Annotated in this window: 17 protein-coding genes; 11 read left to right on the forward strand and 6 right to left on the reverse strand. The window is 68.4% G+C overall.

Annotation, left to right across the window (positions count from 1 at the left end; translation table 11 throughout):
* Positions 1-61: 61 nt before the first annotated feature.
* The 9 genes from J7495_RS09140 to J7495_RS09180 all read left to right on the forward strand — a co-directional run bounded on the left by J7495_RS09140 (position 62) and on the right by J7495_RS09180 (position 8,967).
* Complete coding sequence (locus tag J7495_RS09140; RefSeq protein WP_294056170.1) at positions 62-343, forward strand: hypothetical protein; 282 nt, start codon at positions 62-64, stop codon at positions 341-343.
* A gap of 20 nt (positions 344-363) precedes the next feature.
* Complete coding sequence (locus J7495_RS09145) at positions 364-630, forward strand: hypothetical protein (protein ID WP_294056171.1); 267 nt, start codon at positions 364-366, stop codon at positions 628-630.
* Between the two features lie 86 nt (positions 631-716).
* Positions 717-2,336, forward strand: coding sequence for a hypothetical protein (locus J7495_RS09150; RefSeq protein WP_294056172.1), 1,620 nt, complete (start codon positions 717-719; stop codon positions 2,334-2,336).
* 214 nt (positions 2,337-2,550) lie between these two features.
* Complete coding sequence (locus J7495_RS09155) at positions 2,551-3,759, forward strand: phospholipase D-like domain-containing protein (RefSeq protein ID WP_294056173.1); 1,209 nt, start codon at positions 2,551-2,553, stop codon at positions 3,757-3,759.
* A gap of 80 nt (positions 3,760-3,839) precedes the next feature.
* Positions 3,840-5,813, forward strand: a complete 1,974-nt coding sequence (locus tag J7495_RS09160) for a DNA/RNA non-specific endonuclease (RefSeq protein WP_294056174.1) — start codon at positions 3,840-3,842, stop codon at positions 5,811-5,813.
* Between the two features lie 33 nt (positions 5,814-5,846).
* The gene (gene ispG / locus J7495_RS09165; RefSeq protein WP_294056175.1) at positions 5,847-6,971 is read left to right on the forward strand and encodes a flavodoxin-dependent (E)-4-hydroxy-3-methylbut-2-enyl-diphosphate synthase; all 1,125 of its coding nucleotides are present in this window, start codon (positions 5,847-5,849) and stop codon (positions 6,969-6,971) included.
* Positions 6,972-7,051: 80 nt separating this feature from the next.
* Complete coding sequence (locus J7495_RS09170; RefSeq protein WP_294056176.1) at positions 7,052-7,546, forward strand: TIGR02281 family clan AA aspartic protease; 495 nt, start codon at positions 7,052-7,054, stop codon at positions 7,544-7,546.
* Between the two features lie 42 nt (positions 7,547-7,588).
* Positions 7,589-8,488 carry a DMT family transporter gene (locus J7495_RS09175; protein WP_294056177.1) on the forward strand — a complete coding sequence of 300 codons (900 nt, stop codon included), beginning with the start codon at positions 7,589-7,591 and terminating at the stop codon, positions 8,486-8,488.
* Positions 8,485-8,967 (forward strand): GNAT family N-acetyltransferase, encoded by a 483-nt coding sequence (locus J7495_RS09180; RefSeq protein ID WP_294056178.1) that lies wholly within the window; start codon positions 8,485-8,487, stop codon positions 8,965-8,967. The genes J7495_RS09175 and J7495_RS09180 overlap by 4 nt, the downstream gene beginning before the upstream one ends.
* A gap of 183 nt (positions 8,968-9,150) precedes the next feature.
* Here J7495_RS09180 and J7495_RS09185 read toward each other — a convergent pair whose 3' ends face one another.
* The 4 genes from J7495_RS09185 to J7495_RS09200 form a co-directional block, all read right to left on the reverse strand.
* The gene (locus J7495_RS09185) at positions 9,151-9,810 is read right to left on the reverse strand and encodes a DUF1345 domain-containing protein (protein WP_294056179.1); all 660 of its coding nucleotides are present in this window, start codon (positions 9,808-9,810) and stop codon (positions 9,151-9,153) included.
* Positions 9,811-9,945: 135 nt separating this feature from the next.
* Positions 9,946-10,602, reverse strand: coding sequence for a hypothetical protein (locus tag J7495_RS09190; RefSeq protein WP_294056180.1), 657 nt, complete (start codon positions 10,600-10,602; stop codon positions 9,946-9,948).
* 26 nt (positions 10,603-10,628) lie between these two features.
* Positions 10,629-11,171: an inorganic diphosphatase gene (gene ppa, locus J7495_RS09195; RefSeq protein ID WP_294056181.1), complete on the reverse strand. Its 543-nt coding sequence runs from the start codon at positions 11,169-11,171 to the stop codon at positions 10,629-10,631.
* 11 nt (positions 11,172-11,182) lie between these two features.
* Entirely contained in the window at positions 11,183-13,090 is a 1,908-nt protein-coding gene (locus J7495_RS09200; RefSeq protein WP_294056182.1) for a peptidase M61, read from the reverse strand.
* 164 nt (positions 13,091-13,254) lie between these two features.
* On the opposite strand from J7495_RS09200, the gene J7495_RS09205 reads away from it, so the two are divergent.
* Entirely contained in the window at positions 13,255-14,499 is a 1,245-nt protein-coding gene (locus tag J7495_RS09205; protein ID WP_294056183.1) for a cytochrome P450, read from the forward strand.
* A 161-nt stretch (positions 14,500-14,660) separates the two neighbouring features.
* Positions 14,661-15,953 (forward strand): isoprenylcysteine carboxylmethyltransferase family protein, encoded by a 1,293-nt coding sequence (locus J7495_RS09210; RefSeq protein ID WP_294056184.1) that lies wholly within the window; start codon positions 14,661-14,663, stop codon positions 15,951-15,953.
* A 126-nt stretch (positions 15,954-16,079) separates the two neighbouring features.
* Here J7495_RS09210 and J7495_RS09215 read toward each other — a convergent pair whose 3' ends face one another.
* Both J7495_RS09215 and J7495_RS09220 read right to left on the reverse strand, forming a co-directional pair.
* Entirely contained in the window at positions 16,080-17,453 is a 1,374-nt protein-coding gene (locus tag J7495_RS09215) for a glutamate--cysteine ligase (RefSeq protein ID WP_294056185.1), read from the reverse strand.
* Between the two features lie 68 nt (positions 17,454-17,521).
* The gene (locus tag J7495_RS09220) at positions 17,522-18,262 is read right to left on the reverse strand and encodes a 16S rRNA (uracil(1498)-N(3))-methyltransferase (protein ID WP_294056186.1); all 741 of its coding nucleotides are present in this window, start codon (positions 18,260-18,262) and stop codon (positions 17,522-17,524) included.
* Positions 18,263-18,278: the final 16 nt, after the last annotated feature.

Below are 18,278 nucleotides of genomic sequence, written 5' to 3' on the forward strand. Positions count from 1 at the left end.
TGCCTTGGCTGATCGGGATCGCCGCGGTGACGCTGGTGGCCGTGCTGGCACTGGTGCTGCGATGAGCCCGCCGCCGCGGCTCCCGGATGGCAGCGCCGCCTGGTTCGTGCGCATCCGGAGCCCGACGAGCTACAGGCTCGAGCCCTGCGGCGCGCCGGGCTGGTGGTGGACCGCCGCCTTCATGCTCTGGACGATCGGCGGCACGCTGCTGGTCCTGCTGCCGAGCATGCCGAAGGGCACCCCGAGCCCGGCCGTGTGGGTGGCCTGGGGCGTGTTCATCGCGGCGTCGACGGGCTGCTACCTCGTCGTCGCCTTCCGCAAGTCGGTCCGGCTGGACCGCTAGGATCGAGAAGGAGCAGATCGATGACACTGCAGCAGATCCGCGACTGGTATCGCGCCCGCCCGGGCTATTGGTTCCGCCCCAAGCTGTTCGGCTGGGGCGCGGTGCCCGTCACCTGGCAGGGCTGGGCGAGCGTCGCGGCGATGGTCGCGCTCGCCTGGCCGATCGGCCGGCTCGCCGAGGCGCGCGGGCCCCAGTGGCTCGCGCTGCTCGTGCCGCTGCTCCTTGCCTTTGCCTGGCTCTGCTGGGCCAAGACCGACGGCGAGTGGCGGTGGAGATGGGGGGCGTAGCGCCACCCGCAAATTCCACCTCCCGAGCGTCCGGCCGGGCAGTTCGCCTATAATATGAAGGCGATCGCCAGGCTTCGGGAGGCCAAATGCTCAAGCTCATCATCTGGGACCTCGACGACACGCTATGGCGCGGCACGCTTGCCGATGGCGACGCGGTCGAGCCCTATGAGCACCGCTTCGAGCTGGTTCGCGGCTTCAACGAGCGCGGCGTGGTCTCGTCGATCTGCTCGAAGAACGAGGCCGCGGTCGCCGAGGCGAAGCTGCGCGATCTCGACTGGTGGGACGCGTTCGTCTTCCCGAGCATCGCCTTCGTCCCCAAGCCGGCGGCAATCGCGGGCATCATCGCCGACATGCAGCTGCGCGCCTGCGACGTGCTGTTCGTCGACGACAATCCACAGAATCTCGAGGCGGTGCGCTTCCATCTCCCCGAGATTCAGCTGCTCGACATCACCCGGGCCGATGCGGACGCCACGCTCGAGCAGCTGCTCGCCGAGCAGAAGGGCAAGAGCCGCCTCGCCGCCTATCGCAGCCTCGAGGCGCGCAAGCGCGACGCGGCCGCGCAGCCCGAGCTGTCGCACGAGGACTTCCTGCGCTCGTGCGAGCTCAAGATGGCCGCGCCCTTCTGCATGGAGAACCTCGATTACGTCGATCGCATCGCCGAGCTGATGGCGCGATCGAACCAGCTCAACTACACTCAGTCGCGCCGCACCCCCGAAGCGCTGCGCGCCGAGATCATCGAAGTGACCGCGCACCCCAGCCTCGCGGTCTTCGCCTGGGATCGCTACGGCGACTATGGCCTCGTCGGCTTCGTCATGCTCAAGGTCGAGCCGGGGTTCACCTACAGCCTCGTCCACTGCGTCTTCTCGTGCCGCGTGATGCACATGGGGCTCGAGAGCGCCGCGCTCGACTATATCCGCAAGCGCTCGCGCGACCTCTACAAGCCGATCGGCGAGATCGCGATGGGCGAGGCGCGCGCGCGGATCGTCGATGCGCCGGTCGACTGGGTCGAAGTGCAATCCTATGCCGATCCCAAGGTTCGCGAACGGGTCGCGGCGCAGGCCAATGCGGTCCAGAACCCGCACGCGGACATCCGCATCATGGTCGGCTGCCAGTCGGGCGGGATCGCGCACTTCAGCAATCTGCGCGATCGGATCGCGTTCGACAGCTATCCCGACGTGTTCCTGCTGCGCGCCTTCTGGGACGGCTCGTACGAGGACCTCGAGCTGCCGCGCTACCTCGTCTACGGCGCCAGCATCGACTATTCGGACCATTATTGGCGCGACCTGACTGCGATGATGGGCCAGGGGGGTGGCGTCGACCGGTTGCGCACGCCGACAGAGGACCTGCGACCGTTTCTCGACGAAGGCCGGTACGAGGTCTGCGTCCGGCGCTTCTGCGAATATGTCGAGGCGCAGGGCAAGCAGCTGCTCGTCCTGCTCGCACCCGAGCAATTGCCCGCCTATTCCGGAGCCGACGGCCTGACCCATGCGCGGATCACGCACTTCAACGGCATCTGGCGCCGCGCCTTCCAGATCTACCCGAGCGTCTCGACGGTCGACAGCGACCTCGCCCATGGGCCGGGCGAACTGAACGACCTGTTCCACTACACCCCCGCCGGGGTCGGCACGCTCGGCAATCTGGTGGACGCCTGGCACGAGATGGTGCGCCCGAAGGAAGACGGCGCCGAGAGTCAGCTGGCGGCCTGACGGTCAGTCGGCTCGATCCTCGTCTTCCGTTCGAGCGGCGCGGCCGCCTGGCGCAACGCCGCCCATCAGGAACTGTTTCATCGCCCCTTCATCCGGGGTTTGCGATCGCGCTCGCCGCCGCTGTCACGCGCCTTGCATTTAGGTCGGATAGCGGGGATGCCGGCACCGATCCGGGCTCGCGAGAGAGACAATGATGACGCAGATTGCACGAGGAATGATCCGCAGGATGATGGCGCTGCTCGGCGCGCTCCTGCTGCTGCCCGCCTGCGCGGCGCATGCCCAGTTCGGCATCCCCGGCTTCGAGCTCGTCCATAATGCACCGGTCGAGACCAACCTGCCCAACCCCGACCTGCGCGATCCCGTCACCGTCTGGTGCGAGATGTTCGGCGCCGCCAAGCGTGCGATCGACCTGGAGCAATATTATGTCTCCGGGATGACGGGCGAGCCGCTCGACACCGTGATCGGCTGCCTCGACGCGGCGGCGAAGCGCGGTGTGAAGATTCGCTTCCTGATGGAGGAGAAGGGCCTCTCCGCCTCGGACACGCCGACGATCGACAAGTTGAAGGCGATCCCCAACCTCGAGTTCCGCCTGCTCGCCTGGGCCAAGGTGAAGGGCTCGGGGATCATCCATGCGAAATTCTTCATCGTCGACGGCAAGGCCTCCTACGTCGGCAGCCAGAATTTCGACTGGCGCGCGCTCAAGCACATCGACGAGACCGGCCTGCGCGTCACCGACGCAGCGATGGCGAGCCAGTTCCAGGCGATCTTCGACCATGACTGGGCGGCCGCCGCGCTGATCGCGGCGGGCAAGCCGGTGCCGCCGCTGCGCACCACCGGTTACGCGCCGATCGAGGGCAAGGTGTTCCTCGTCGCCAGCCCCAATGCCTATGACCCTGCGGGCATCGGCGATTCGCAGGAGACGCTGGTCAAGCTGATCGGCCAGGCGAAGACCGAGATCCGCATCGAAGTGATGGAATATTCGACCCAGTCGTTCGGCGGCGGCACCTATACGGTAATCGACGATGCGCTGCGGGCGGCGGCGGCGCGCGGCGTGAAGGTCAAGCTGCTGGTCACCGACTGGAACATGTGGCCCAACCAGATCCCGCTCCTCGAGAGCCTCGCGTCGGTGCCAAATGTCGAGATCAAGGTCGCGTCGATCCCGCCTGCCTCGACCGGCTTCGTCCCCTATGCCCGCGTCGTCCACACCAAGATCATGGCGATCGACGGCGCGATCGGCTGGGTGGGCACGAGCAATTGGGAAGGCGGCTACCTCGACACCTCGCGCAACCTCGAGATCGTGCTGCGTGACGCGAAGATGGCCGGCCGCATCGCAGCGCTGCAGACGCAGCTTTGGGATTCGCCCTATTCCAAGCCGCTCGCCGAAGCGAAGCTGATCCCGCGGCCCAAGACCAAGCCCGACTGAGCGAGTCCGATTCGGCGACGATTGCCGGTCCGCCGGCGTAACAGTTCGCGGTATAGCCTCGCCGACAAGGGGAGGCCGGCATGCGCAAGGGCGGGAAGATCGACAGGACGGGACCCAATTCGCCGTCGGTCGAGGACGAATCGCTGATCCGCCACATCGCCCAGGCGGTGCGCGCGCGGGGCACCACCCTCTCGCCGGCCAACCGTCGCGGCCGCACGCGCCGCGCCAAGGCCGATGCCAAGGACTATGCGACGCGCCTCGGGCTGGTCGAGCCGCCCGAGAGCGATCCCAACGGCTTCGAGCGGATCATCGGCGAGAGCGATCTCCTCTCGATCAACTTCCTCGATCGCGGCCGGCGCTCGGCCGATGCGGTGTGCCGGATCAGCCTGCCGATGGACGGCGGCCACGCCTATGGCACCGGCTTCCTGATCGGTCCGCGGCTGCTGATCACCAACAACCACGTCCTCGCCAGTCCCGCCGAGGCTGCCCAGTCCAGCGCCGAATTCGGCTATGAGCACGACCTCGACGGCGTGCTGCGCGACCCCGCGGTGTTCAACCTCGATCCCAACAGCCTGTTCATCACCAGCACCGAGCTCGACGCCACCCTCGTTGCCATCGCCCCGCTCGCGACCAACGGCACGCCGGCGGACCGCTACGGCTGGCTGCCGCTGATCCCGACCACCGGCAAGGTGCTCGACGGCGAATGGGTGTCGATCATCCAGCACCCCAGCGGCCAGCCCAAGCAGATCGCCATCCACGCGAGCGAAGTGCTCAAGATCGCGCCGCCCGCGGGCAGCGCCGCGACCTTCGAGAATTTCCTGCATTATTCTACCGACACCGAGCCGGGCTCGTCGGGCTCGCCGGTGTTCAACGACCAGTGGCAAGTGGTGGCGCTCCACCACAAGGCGGTGCCCGCGCCCAACGCCAAGCCCGGCGACCCGGTCCAGTGGATCGCCAACGAAGGCGTGCGGATCAGCGCGATCTTCCGCTGGCTCGAGCAGATCCGCTTCGAGGACACCAACGCCCGCGCCGCGCTCGACCAGATCGGCCGGTCGCTCGGCTTCGCGCCGCTCGCCGAGCCCGCGGTCTCGGCAGCGTCGCTGTGGCCGACCGAGCAGTTCGCACCGTTCAAGGCGACGCATTGGGCCGATCCGGCGCTCGGCTATGACGAGAAGTTCCTCACCACCCCGATCGCGCTCGAACCGATCTACGCCAAGCTCGCCAAGGCGGGGAAGGTGGCGAAACTGATCGACAGTCAGGACCATGAGCTGAAGTATTTCCACTTCTCGGCGGTGCTCCACGCCGAGCGGCACTTCCCGCTGATGACCGCGGTGAACATCGACGGGCTCAACGTCGTCCATCCCGGCAAGCGCAAGGACAGCTGGCGGCAGGACGCGCGGATCGGCTCCGAATACCAGCCCGACGACGATTTCTACGTGAGCACGCGCGCCGAGGAGAAAGTCTATTTCAGCCGCGGGCATCTCGTCCGGCTGCTCGACCCCTGCTGGAGCCACGCCACCGACCCCGAGCAGCGCACCGCCGACGCGCGGCGGGGGATGGAGGACAGCTTCCACTTCACCAACGCCGCGCCCCAGGTCCAGGCGTACAACGACCAGGACTGGGGCAACCTCGAGGATTATGTGCTCGACAAGGCGCAGACCAGCCAGCGCCGCCTGACCGTCTTCACCGGCCCGATCTTCCGCGAGCGCGATCCCTATTACGGCCGCCAGCGCAAGGGCGGGCCGTGGCAGATCCCGCTCTCCTTCTGGAAGATCGCGGTGCTACAGAAGACCGACAAGGTGATCGCCGCGGCGGGCTTCATCGTCGGCCAGACCGAATATGTCCGCGCGCTCTACGAGGCCAAGGTCTTCTCGGGATTGAAGCCCTACACCATCGACGAGATTCGCTCGCGCAAGATCCAGACGACGATCGCCACGATCGAGAACCAGACCGGGCTCGATTTCGGCGCGCTCAAGAAGTTTGACTCGCACGGCAGCCTCGAATCGACGCGGCAGACGCGCTGGCTCAATCGGCTGGAGGACATCTCGATCTGACGCTATAGAGGCGCCGAACCGAGAGTAGCCTTCATGTCCGTAAGACCCTGGCGCGACATCGTCCGCCGTCCGAGCCGCCAGATCATGGTCGGCAACGTCCCCGTTGGCGGCGATGCGCCGGTGACGGTGCAGACGATGACCAACACGCCGACTTCCGACGCGCGCGCGACGATCGACCAGATCCGCCGCTGCGAGGACGCAGGCGTCGACATCATCCGCGTCTCCTGCCCCGACGTCGAATCGACCGCGGCGCTTCGGCAGATCGTCCGCGCCGCGCGCGTCCCGATCGTCGCCGACATCCACTTCCACTACAAGCGCGCGCTCGAGGCCGCCGACGCCGGCGCGGCGGGCCTGCGGATCAACCCGGGCAATATCGGCTCGGCCGAGCGCGTCAACGAAGTCGTCAACGCCGCCAAGGCCAACGGCTGCGCGATCCGCATCGGCGTCAACGCTGGCAGCCTCGAGAAGGACCTGCTCGAGAAATACGGCGAGCCCTGCCCCGAGGCGCTGGTCGAATCGGCGCTCGACCATATCAAGCTGCTCCAGGACCGCGACTTCCACGAGTATAAGGTCGCGGTGAAGGCGTCGGATGTGTTCCTCGCGGTCGCCGCCTATCAGCAGCTCGCCGAGGCGGTGGATTGCCCGCTGCACCTCGGCATCACCGAGGCGGGCGGCTTCGTCGGCGGCACGGTCAAGAGCGCGATCGGGATCGGCTCGCTGCTCTGGTTCGGGATCGGCGACACGATCCGCGTCAGCCTCTCGGCCGAGCCCGAGGAAGAGGTCCGCGTCGGCTTCGAGATCCTCAAGGCGCTGGGGATCCGGAACAGGGGCGTGCGGGTCGTCTCCTGCCCCAGCTGCGCGCGCCAGGGGTTCGACGTGATCCGCACCGTCCAGGCGCTCGAGGAGCGGCTCCAGCACATCCGCACGCCGATGAGCCTCTCGGTGCTCGGCTGCGTGGTCAACGGCCCCGGCGAAGCGCGCGAGACCGACATCGGCATCACCGGCGGCGGCGCCGGCAAGCACATGGTCTATCTCTCGGGGGTGACCGACCACCATGTCGCTGACGCCGACATGATCGAGCATATCGTCCGGCTGGTCGAGGCCAAGGCGGCCGAGATCGAAGCGGCGAACGAGGCGGCGGCCCAAGCAGCGGAGTGAAGCCGGCCGAGTAGGCCCGGCCGAATCCGTTTACCATCCCGCTTGATCCTTTTTCAGCCGTCCTCGGCGATGATGCGGCCATGCGGGTGGCAATCTTCATGATGCTGGTGATCGGCACGACGATCGGCGCGGTGATGCCGTCGAAGCCCCCGGCGCCGCGCGCGGCCCAGCCCGCGGGCGCCGCTGTCGCCGAGGCGGCCGAGGTGCAGAAGCCGGTCGAGACGGTGATCCAGCGCGACGGCAACGGCCATTTCTTCGCGCACGCCCAGGTCAACGACGAGCCGATCCGCTTCCTCGTCGACACCGGCGCCGACATGGTCGCGCTCACCGTCCAGGACGCGCGGCGCGCGCATGTGAAGTTCGATCCCGTGGACTTCCGCGTGATCGGCTCGGGCGCGTCGGGCGCGGTGCGCGGCGCGGCGGTGGTGCTCGACGAAGTGGTGCTCGACGGCAAGCGCGTGACCGACGTCCACGGCGCGGTGGTCGAGGGGCTCGACGTCTCGCTGCTCGGCCAGTCCTACCTCCGCAAGATCGGTTCGGTGCATCTCTCCGGCGACGAGATGCGGCTAAACTAACGCTACCGTGACCCGCCAGCGCGTTGCGGCTATGCCGCCGCCGTGCACCGCCCATCGCTCCCCACGATCTTCTTTATCGGCACGCTCGGGATCGCCACCTTCTCGGGCATGGACGCCGTGATGAAGGGGCTCAGCCTCGCGATCGGCACCTATAATGCGCTGTTCTGGCGGATGTGGGCGGCGAGCCTGTGCGGCGCGATCGTCTGGGCGATGCGGCGGCCCAAGGCGCCCAGCCGGGCGGCGGTCAAGCTCCACCTCACCCGCGGCGCGGTCGGCGCGACGATGGCGTTCCTCTTCTTCTGGGGTCTCGCCCGCGTGCCGATGGCGCAGGCGATCGCGCTCAGCTACATCGCGCCGCTGCTCGCGCTGTTCCTCGCTGCGATGATCCTCGGCGAGCGGATCGGGCGCGGCGTGGTCGGCGCCTCGCTCATCGCCAGCGCGGGCGTCGGCGTGATCCTGATCGGCCAGGCGCAGTCGCGGCTCGGCGACGAGGCCTTCCTCGGCGCGCTCTCGATCCTCGCCTCGGCGGTCTGCTATTCGTGGAACATCGTGCTGATGCGCCAGCAGGCACAGGTCGCCTCGCCCGAGGAAGTCGGGCTGTTCCAGAGCCTCGTCGCCGCGGTGCTGCTGAGCCTGCCCGCGCCGTGGCTCGCCGAATTGCCGCCGGTGCGCGAGATCGGCCCGATCCTGCTCGCCGCGGTGCTCAGCACCGTCTCGCTGATGCTGCTCAGCTGGGCCTATGCCCGCGCCGAGGCGCAGTATCTGGCACCGACGGAATATACGTCGTTCGTCTGGGCGGCGCTGCTCGGCTGGGTGGTGTTCGGCGAGCATGTCTCGCTCTACACGCTCGCCGGCGCCGGGCTGATCGTCGGCGGCTGCCTGATCGCCGCACGGATGAAGCCCCAGGTGATGACCCACGAAGCCGAGGCCGCGCTCCCATGACGGTTACCATCCGACCCGCCGCCGCGGCCGACGTGCCGCTGATCCTCCGCTTCGTCCGCGAACTGGCCGAATACGAACGCGAGCCCGACGCCGTGAAGGCGACCGAGCCGATGCTCGAGGCGGCGCTGTTCGGCGACCGCGCCGTCGCCGAGGCGGTGATCGCGTCGCTGGGCGGCGAGGACGTCGGCTTCGCGCTGTTCTTCCACAATTTCTCGACCTGGACCGGCCGCCCCGGCATCTACCTCGAGGACCTCTACGTCACCCCCGCCGCGCGCGGATCGGGGGCGGGCAAGGCGCTGCTCCGCCACCTCGCGGGCCTCGCGATCGACCGCGGCTGCGCCCGCTTCGAATGGGCGGTGCTCGACTGGAACACGCCGGCGATCGACTTCTACCGCGCGATGGGCGCGCAGCCGATGGACGAATGGACCGTCCAGCGCGTCACCGGCGACGCGCTCGCCCGACTCGCCGGGCGCGATTGAGCGATTCGACTCGAAGAGTCACAAGAGTCACACCCCGTCGCGGCGCTGCGGCGCCCAAAAGTCACAAGAGTCACGACCCGTCGCCGCGCTGCACCTCAATCCTGGCCCCACGCATTCAAAGAGCGGCCGGGACGTCCCGACGGCGCCAGCCAAGCAGCCGAACTCCTACATTGCAAGCCGGGCTCAATGCGAGCCGAGCACGTTGATCGTGAAGGCGATCACGCCGAGGTTGAACACGAACGCCTCGAGGCAATGGAGCGTCACCACGCGGCGCGTTCGGCCGTCCATGATGCTCACGTCGCTCGTCTGGAAGGTCATGCCGAGGCAGAAGGAGAAATAGACGAAGTCCCAATAATCGGGCTCGTCGGTGTCGGGGAACTTCACCCCGCCCATGTCCGCGCCTTCCTCGCCCTCGCTGTAGAAGAGGTGCGCATAGTGCAGCGCGTAGATGAAGTTGGAGAAGATCCAGGCGATTGCGAGGGTGCCGACGATCAGCGGACGCAGGTCGAGCCCGCCGGGGCGCGGATGGCTCATCAACTCGCTCGCGATCGCGGCGAGGATCACCAGCATCACCCCGCCGGTGATCGCGAGCAGCATCACGCGGTTGGCGTCGTTCTGGCAGGCCGAGATGCGCATCCGCTCGGACTTGTGGGTGAAGAGTGGGGTGGCGATCGCGAAGAAGAACAGGGCGCCGATGTCGAACCCGGCCATCACGCCGTAGCGCAGGCCCAGCAGCGGAATGGCGATCCAGGTGGCGGCGGCGGTGACGAAGACGAAGGCGATGAAGCGCGGCGGCGCGATCCAATTGCCGATGCCGGGACGGTGATGGCCCTTGGTGCCCATGGGGTGGGGTTTAGAACAGGTTGGGGGCCAGTTTAAATCCCTCTCGTCATCCCGGCGAAAGCCGGGACCTAGGACCGCGAGCGATGTCTTCCGTGACCCTGGGTCCCGGCTTTCGCCGGGATGACGGTTGAAGAGCTAAGCGACTCGTCTCGCCACCCACACCGGCTTCACCGCAGCCACCAGCGCCAGCGCGAGCAGCGCGATCCAGGCGTAATTATGCGTCTTGATCAGCCACGGGCTGTGCGGCGCGAACAGGATCACCGCGATCCCGGCGAGTCCGCCCAGCCCCATCGGCACCGCGGCGATGCGGCCGAGCCAGCCGTGGCGGAGCATCGACACGGCCATCAGCACCTCGGCGACGCCCAGCAGGAAGAATTTGGGCCGCACCGTCCAGAACAGCGCGTCGAACAGCCAGGGCTTGCCCGGCAGGCTGCCCAGGATGGCGAACATCGTCACGCCCTCCGCCTCGTCGAGCAGCGCCGCGACCACGGCCGCGAGTGCCGCCCAGCCCATCCGCCGGCCGCCGCCCGCCAAGGCCCAGGCGCCGCAGCCGAGGAACGCCGCATAGGCGGGGATGAAGCCGAGCATGTCGAGCCACAGCCCGCGCGCCTGCGCTTCGGCGAAGCGGCTGGTGCAGGGCTCGCGGCCGAACAACTCGGCGATGTCGGCGGTGCTGCGCGCGAGCTCGAACGCCGTGATCGCGCCCGCGCCGTGCGTCGGCCCGCAGGCGACGAGGTTCGGGATCCAGCCGAAGCCGAAGGAAGCGACCAGCGTGGCGGCACCCGCCGCCACGCACAGCCGCCAGGCGCGCGTCGCGGTCAGGCGGCCGCCTTGTCGGCCTTGGCGCGCTCGATCGCCTCGAGCACGATCTGCCGCGCCGCCTCGGCATCGCCCCACTGGCCGATGCGCACCCACTTCTCGGACTCGAGGTCCTTATAGTGCGTGAAGAAATGCTCGATCTGCTGCATCACGATCTCGGGCAGGTCGCTGCGCTCGCCGACATCGCTGTAATAGGGGAAGGTCGTGTCAACCGGCACGCAGATCAGCTTCTCGTCGCCGCCATGCTCGTCCTCGAGGTTGAGCACCGCGATCGGGCGCGCGCGGACGACGCAGCCGGGGACGAAGGGCGAGCGCGCGATCACCAGCGCGTCGAGCGGGTCGCCATCGGGCGAGAGCGTGTGCGGCACGAAGCCGTAGTTCGCCGGATAGCGCATCGGCGTGTGCAGGATGCGATCGACGAACAGCGCGCCCGAGGCCTTGTCGAACTCGTACTTCACCGGCTCGCCGCCGACGGGAACTTCGATGATGACGTTGAGGCTGTGCGGGGGGTTGTCGCCCACCGGCACCATATCGATTCGCATGTGTGACTCGCTTATTTGGGATCGAGAAGCCGATCCAGACCAGCCTCTCCCGTGGCGATCTTTTCGAGGCGCGGATAGCGTAGTCCGCCGTGATAGTCGATGGCGAGTTCGCGGTAGGCGTCGCCCCGTTTGACCACGAGCTGGATCGGCTTGCCGTCGGCCTTGGCCGCGGTGATCGCGTCCTTGAGGCGCTCGCCGGTGGTGGCGGCGCCGTTCACCGAGACGATCGTGTCGGCGAGCGTCAGCCCCGCCTTGAACGCCGGCCCGTCCCACAGCACTTCGGACAGGCCGTTGTCCTTGCCCAGCACCAGCCCGAGCGAATAGCGCAAATTGGTCTGCTTGCGCGACTTCTCGTCGGCCTTGAACCAGCCGGTGGGCGCATCGGTGTAGACCAGGCGATAGCCGTTCCGCTCGAGCCCCGCGAGCGGCGGCTCGGGGCGGACCTGGTAGATGCGCGCGTCGAGGAAGCCCTTCCAGTCGTAGTGCACCACCGACTCGAGCGTGCGCACGACATCCTCGTAGCGATAGGTGGCGACGCCCCAGTCGCCGTCGCCGAAGCCGGCGAAGGCGCGCGCGAAATCGTCGATCGACTTGGTGCCATGGCTCTGCTCGCGGATCACCGCATCGGCCTCGAGCCAGACCATCATGCCTTCGTTGTAATAATCCTCCGAGCGCTGCCAGCTCACCCAGCCCTTGGGCGCGCGCGCCGTGATGACCGGATCGTTGGTCGTGTCCTCGACGCTGCGCCAGGTGCGGCCTTCACGCACCGCGAGGTTGGCGGCGATGCCGGCGAGCGCGTCGAGCGTCTGCGCCCTGGAGTACATCCCCGAGCGGGCGCCGAGCACATAGCCCCAGAACTGGTCGAGCCCCTCATAGGCCCAGAGCAGGCTGTCGCGCATCGGCGTGCGGAAGTCGGGCGTCCAGAGGTCGGCGCCGCGGCGGAACTTGCCGATCCAGCTGTGGTCGTACTCGTGCGGGATCAGGTTGCGGTCGGGGAGCGCATTGTCCCAGTCGGTGAAATAGCCGGGCTCGACCTGGTTCTCCGAGCTGCGGTGATGCTCGAGCCCGATGCCGCCGATCTGGTCCGAGACGGCGAGCAGGATCTCGTAATGGTCGTAATGCTCGGCGCCGTAGAGCTTGACCGCCTGGTCGACGATCGCCTTGTGCTTCGCGATCACCTCGTCGGGCGCGGCGAGTTCCTTGGCGCTGTCGGCGAAGACGTTGAGGTCGACCTTGGGCGAGAGCGGGAACTCCTTGTAGTAGCGGCCGGCGAAGACGGGCGAGTCGACGAGCGTGTCATAGTCGGTCTTGCGATAGACGTAGCTGTCGCCCTGCTTCTCGGCCGGAAGGCCCGAGACCGCGCTCCAGCCCGCGGGGTAGGTGGCGCGCGCCTCGATCGCGATGCGGCGGGTGAAATAGCCCGCCGGATAGAGGCTCACCGCCGGCCATTGCAGGTTGAGCAGGTTGGGCGTGACGACGATCCGTCCCTGGTTGCCGACCGTCGCCGAGACGAACTGGAACTCGGCAGTGACCGACCTGGCGCCCTTGGGCACGTCGAGGTGGAAGGCGAAGACGTCGACCGGGTCGCGCGTCCAGGGGATGACCTGGCCATTGGCGCGGAACACCAGGCCCGCGAGCTTCTCGATCTCGCCGCGCGCGGAATGCTTGCCCGGGAGCCACTTGGGATAGAGCAGCACGAGATGCCCGGCCTTGGCGACCGGGATCTCCTGCTTCACGCGGAAGATGCCGTGGTCGAGATCGGTCGCGTCGACATCGAGCTTCATCGTGCCCGGATAGGCGGTGTCGCGCGGGCTCGGGATCCGGTCCTCGAAACGGAGCGGCTGGGGTGCGCTGTTCTGGGCAAGCGCGGGGGCGGCGACGGAGCTGAGCAGCAGGGCAAGCGCGACGGCACGCAACATCAGGCAAGGCTCTCCAAAAAGGGATCGGAATCCGTAAGGCATAGGACATCCCGCCATATCGGCACAATCACCGCTGGCCCGGCGCGTCCCCGCTGGATAGCGTCCCGTCCCGGGTCGCAAGCACCGGAACACCGGACGAAGGTCAACCGGTCTGGGGGCATGCGATGGGCAAATATTGCGACGCGATCGATGCGGCGCCGGCGGCGGAACGCTGGAAGCTGGCGCGCGGCTTCATCTATTCGGAGCCCGAGCCCTTCTTCGCCGAGATGCGCGCCGAGCGCCCGGTGCTGGTGCTGCCCGAATTGACGCTGGCGTTCCGCTTCACCGACTGCATCCTGGTCGCGCGGCGGCACCAGGATTTCGGCGTGGACCGCTACAAGCCCAAGCAGGGCGACTATTTCATGGCGCAGGACTGGACCGCCGACCATTGGCGCGACAAGTCGATCATGCGCGCGATCCTCGACTTCGAGGACGTGCCGGCGATCCGCGCCTTCGTCGGCAAGCGGACCAGCGACATCCTGGATGCGGCGCACGGCGAGATCGACGCGCCGAAGAAGCTCACGAGAGCGGTGCCGATCGGGGTGGTGCGGGACTTCTTCGGCTTCGCGGGCACCGATCCGGCGAAGCTCGAGGCCTGGTCCTATTGGAACCAGCAGGACGCCTTCCACAACCAGCCGCAGATCGACATCCAGGTCACCGACCCGCAGCACATCGTCGACGAGCGCGTGAAGGCGAACAAGGAGCTCGCAATCCACACCGGGTTGATCCTCGCCAAGCGCTGGCTGCAGGCGCGCATCCTGTTCCAGAAGCGCTCGGATTCGGTGTCGCGGCTGGTGCGGCTGCAAGCGACGGGGGCGATCCGCTGGGGGCTGGCGAAGATATTGTTCAACGTCGGCGGGCTGCTGATCGGCGCGGTCGAGACGACCTCGCATGTCGTCAACTATGCGATGCAGGAACTCGCACGACGCCCCGACCAATGGGCGGCGGCGAAGGTCGCGGCGCTCTCGGGCGACACCGCGGCGTTCGATCCGTTCGTGTTCGAGGCGCTGCGCTTCAACCCGGCGTTCAGCTATTTCTTCCGCACCTGCCACCGCCCGACCTGGCTCGCCGCGGGGACGCCGCATGCGGTGGAGGTGCAGCCGGGGACGACGGTGATCGCGGTCGCCGCGAGCGCGATGCGCGACGCCGAGGCGTTTCCCGATCCGGGCAGCTTCGACACCGGCCGCGCGCTGTCGGACTGCTTCACCTTCGGCCAGGGGCTGCACGAATGCCTGGGGATCCAGATCGCCTATGCGATGGTGCCCGAGATCGTGCGGCAATGCCTGCGCAGGCCCGGGTTCGCGCCGGCGGGAGAGCTGGCGCTCGAGCGCAGCGTGCCCGAACATTATGTGTGGCGGTGGGATGTTTAGCTCCCCCTCCGTCATCCCGGCGAAAGCCGGGACCCAGGGTCAAGCAGGACGTCGCTCGTGGCCCTGGGTCCCGGCTTTCGCCGGGATGACGGTTAGGGGCTTGAGGCGGCGGCAGCCATCCTTCACGCCTCCCTAACCATTCCCCCCTAAACCCCTCGCCCATGTACCATGACGCCGCCCTGGCCGCGCAGACCCAGGCCGAGCCGCGCCCGCGCTCGGCGGTGAGCGCGCCGGTCGGCTGGCTCGGGCTCGCCGGCATGGCCGCCTGGGTCGCGGTCGCGCGCGCCTATGGGATGGACGGGCCCTATTCGGCGCTGGTCAACGTCGTCGCCTGCGCGCTGCCGATGGTGATCTGGTCGGTGCTGGTCGACAAGGTCCACCGCAACCCCTCCACCGGGATCGACTGGGCAAACGTGCGCCCCTGGCGCGAGACGCTCGACACCAGCATCACCAAGCTCGCCGGGCTGTGGCTCACCTGGGGCGGGCTCGCCGCCATCTACGCGGTCGGGCGCTTCTGGTGGGAGACGCGCTACGCCGACTTCCCCTTCGCCATGGCCTGCTTCACCGTCGCCGCGCCCGCGCTGTTCGTCCTCTCGGTGCCCTATGTCCTCTGGCTCGACCGCCGGCTGGTCGAGCCGCGCGACGGCGCCTGGGCGCTCGGCGCCTGGGCGATGGGGCACAGGCAAGTCGACCGCGAGGCGATCTACAACCACCTCCGCGCCTGGGGGGTGAAGGGCTTCTTCCTCGCCTTCATGGTCGCGATCGTGCCGGGCGGCTTCGGCGAGTTCGTGCGCTGGGACCTGAGCGGGATCTGGGGCGATCCGGTCGCGCTCGCCAACTTCTGCATCACCTTCATGTTCCTGGTCGACGTCGCCTTCGCGACCGCGGGCTATGTCCTGACCTTCCGCCCGCTCGACTCGCACATCCGCACCGCGAACCCGTTCGCGGCAGCCTGGATGGCGGCGCTGATCTGCTACCCGCCCTTCATCCTGATGGGCGACGGCGGGCCGCTCGACTATCACACCGGCACCGCCGACTGGACCTGGTGGCTGGGCGGGCACGACTGGCTGCTCGCCGTGCTCGGCGCGGTGCTGGTGGCACTGACCGGCATCTACGCCTGGGCGACGATGGCGTTCGGCATCCGTTTCTCGAACCTCACCAACCGCGGCGTGCTCACCAACGGCCCCTATGCCTGGAGCCGCCACCCGGCCTATCTCTCGAAGAACCTGTTCTGGTGGCTCTCGACGATCCCGATGCTCGCGACGACCGGCAGCTGGATCGACGCCGCGCGCAACACCGCGATCATGGCGCTGGTCAGCGGCGTCTATTACTGGCGCGCGAAGACCGAGGAACGCCATCTCCGCGCCGATCCGGCCTATCAGGCGTATGATCGCTGGATGGCGAGGCGCGGGCTGGTGCCGCGGGTGTTCGGGCTGGTTCTCGGGCGGAAGTAACCTTCGACACCCCCTAAACCGTCATCCCGGCGAAAGCCGGGACCCAGGGCCGCGAGCGACGTCCTTCGTAACCCTGGGTGCCGGCTTTCGCCGGGATGACGACTGAGAGGGCGTTCCCCCCGCCCTTCAGAACCGCGTCTCTTCGTAGATCCGGCAGGGATTGCCGCCCCATTCGCCCGCATAATGATCGAGCAGCACCTGCGCCGGCACCTTGCCGGTGCGGACGATCTCGCGCAGCGGGTCGAGGAAGCCGCTCTCATTATCGCCCGAGGCGTTGAGCCGGCCGCGCGCGGTGAGCCCCGCGCCGGCGATGTCGAGCACCTCGCCCGCGATGTCGCGCAGCTTGCCGCCGCCGGGCAGCGGCGCGTCGAGCGCGAGCCTGGGCACCGCGCTGCGCAGTGCCTCGCGATCCTCCATCGACCAGTCCTTGACCAGGTCCCACGCCGCATCGAGCGCTTGCCTGTCGTAGAGCAGCCCCACCCACAGCGCCGGCAGCGCGCAGATCCGGCCCCAGGGCCCGCCGTCGGCACCGCGCATCTCGAGGAAGGTCTTGAGCCGCACCTCGGGGAAGGCGGTCGAGAGATGGTCGGCCCAGTCGTCGATCGTCGGCAACTCGCCGGGGAGGACCGGCAGCTCGCCCTTCAGGAAATCGCGGAAGCTCAGCCCCGCGGCGTCGATGTAGCGGCCGTCGCGGTAGACGAAGTACATCGGCACATCGAGCGCGTAATCGGCATAGCGCTCATAGCCGAAGCCCTGCTCGAACACGAAGGGCAGCATGCCGGTGCGCGCCGGATCGGTGTCCGACCAGATGTGGCTGCGGTAGCTGAGATAGCCGTTGGGCTTGCGCTCGGTGAAGGGCGAATTGGCGAAGAGCGCGGTCGCGAGCGGCTGGAGCGCGAGGCCGACGCGGAACTTCTGCGCCATGTCCGCTTCGCTCGAATAGTCGAGGTTCACCTGGATCGTGCAGGTGCGCAGCATCATGTCGAGCCCGAGCGACCCCACGCGCGGCATGTGGCGCAGCATGATCGCATAGCGGCCCTTGGGCATGATCGGCAGCTCGGCGCGGGTCTTGTCGGGCCACATGCCGAGGCCCAGGAAGCCGATCCCGAGCTTCTCGCCGATCGCCTTCACCTGGTTCAGGTGCCTGCCCGTCTCGGCGCAGGTCTCGTGGAGATTGTCGAGCGGGGCGCCCGACAGTTCGAGCTGGCCGGCGGGCTCGAGGCTCACGGCGCCGTCGGGGCCCGAGAGCGCGATGACCGTGCCATTCTCCTCGACCGGCTTCCAGCCGAATTCGGTGAGGCCCATCAGCAGGTCGCGGATGCCGCCGGGCTCGTCGTAGCTCGGCGCGTGGTGGTCGCTCAGCGCGTAGACGAACTTCTCGTGCTCGGTGCCGATCCGCCAGCGCTCCCTGGCCTTCTCGCCCCGGGCGAAATAATCGACCAGCTGAGCGCGATCCTCGATCACGGGCGAGTTGCTGACTGAAACGGTTTTCGTGCTCATGCGCGCGCCTTTACTCGGGGCGCGCGAGCGGCGCCAGTAGGCACCGCATCTGGGGGCTCATCCGGCGATTACCAGTCCCCCGCCGCGCCCATCCAGAGCGTCACCGCGGCGGCCGCGGCGGTCTCGGCGCGCAGGATGCGCGGGCCGAGCGCGATGCCGACCGCCTGGGGCAGCGCCTTGATCGCGGCGCGCTCGTCGTCGTCGAAGCCGCCCTCGGGGCCGACGAGGATCGCCGCGGACCCCGGATGCGCGCGCATCGCCTCGAGCGCCGGCGCGCCGCCCGCCTCGTCGGCGAAGAACAGCGCGCGCCCGGCCGGCCAGGCCTTGAGCAGCGCGGCGAGCTTCACCGGCTCGGCGAGCTCGGGCAGCGCGGTGCGGCCGCATTGCTCGGCCGCTTCGATCATGTGCGCGCGCAGCCGCTCGAGGTTGAGCCGGTCGACGACGGTGCGGCGCGTGAGCACCGGCACCAGCCGCGCGACCCCGAGCTCGCACGCCTTTTCCGCGACCCAGTCGACCCGGCCCTTCTTGATCGGCGCGGCGCAGAGCCAGAGGTCGGGCACCGCCTCGCGCTCGCCGAGCTGCGCCGTGACCTCCACGATCAGGTCGCGCTTGCCGAGATGCCGCGCGAGGGCGAGCCATTCGCCGGTCGCGTCGTCGAACAGCCGCAGCGGATCGCCGGCCTTCAGCCGCATCACCGAGAGGAGATAATGCGCCTGCGGCCCATCGATGCGCAACGCGCCGAGCGCGAGCGGGCGTTCGACGAAGAGGCGCGGCGCCGATTGCGGCGGCCAGGCAGGGGTCGCGGGCATTGGCGCTCCTTAGCGC

The sequence above is a fragment of the Sphingomonas sp. genome (assembly GCF_017745215.1).
Classification (GTDB): domain Bacteria; phylum Pseudomonadota; class Alphaproteobacteria; order Sphingomonadales; family Sphingomonadaceae; genus Sphingomonas.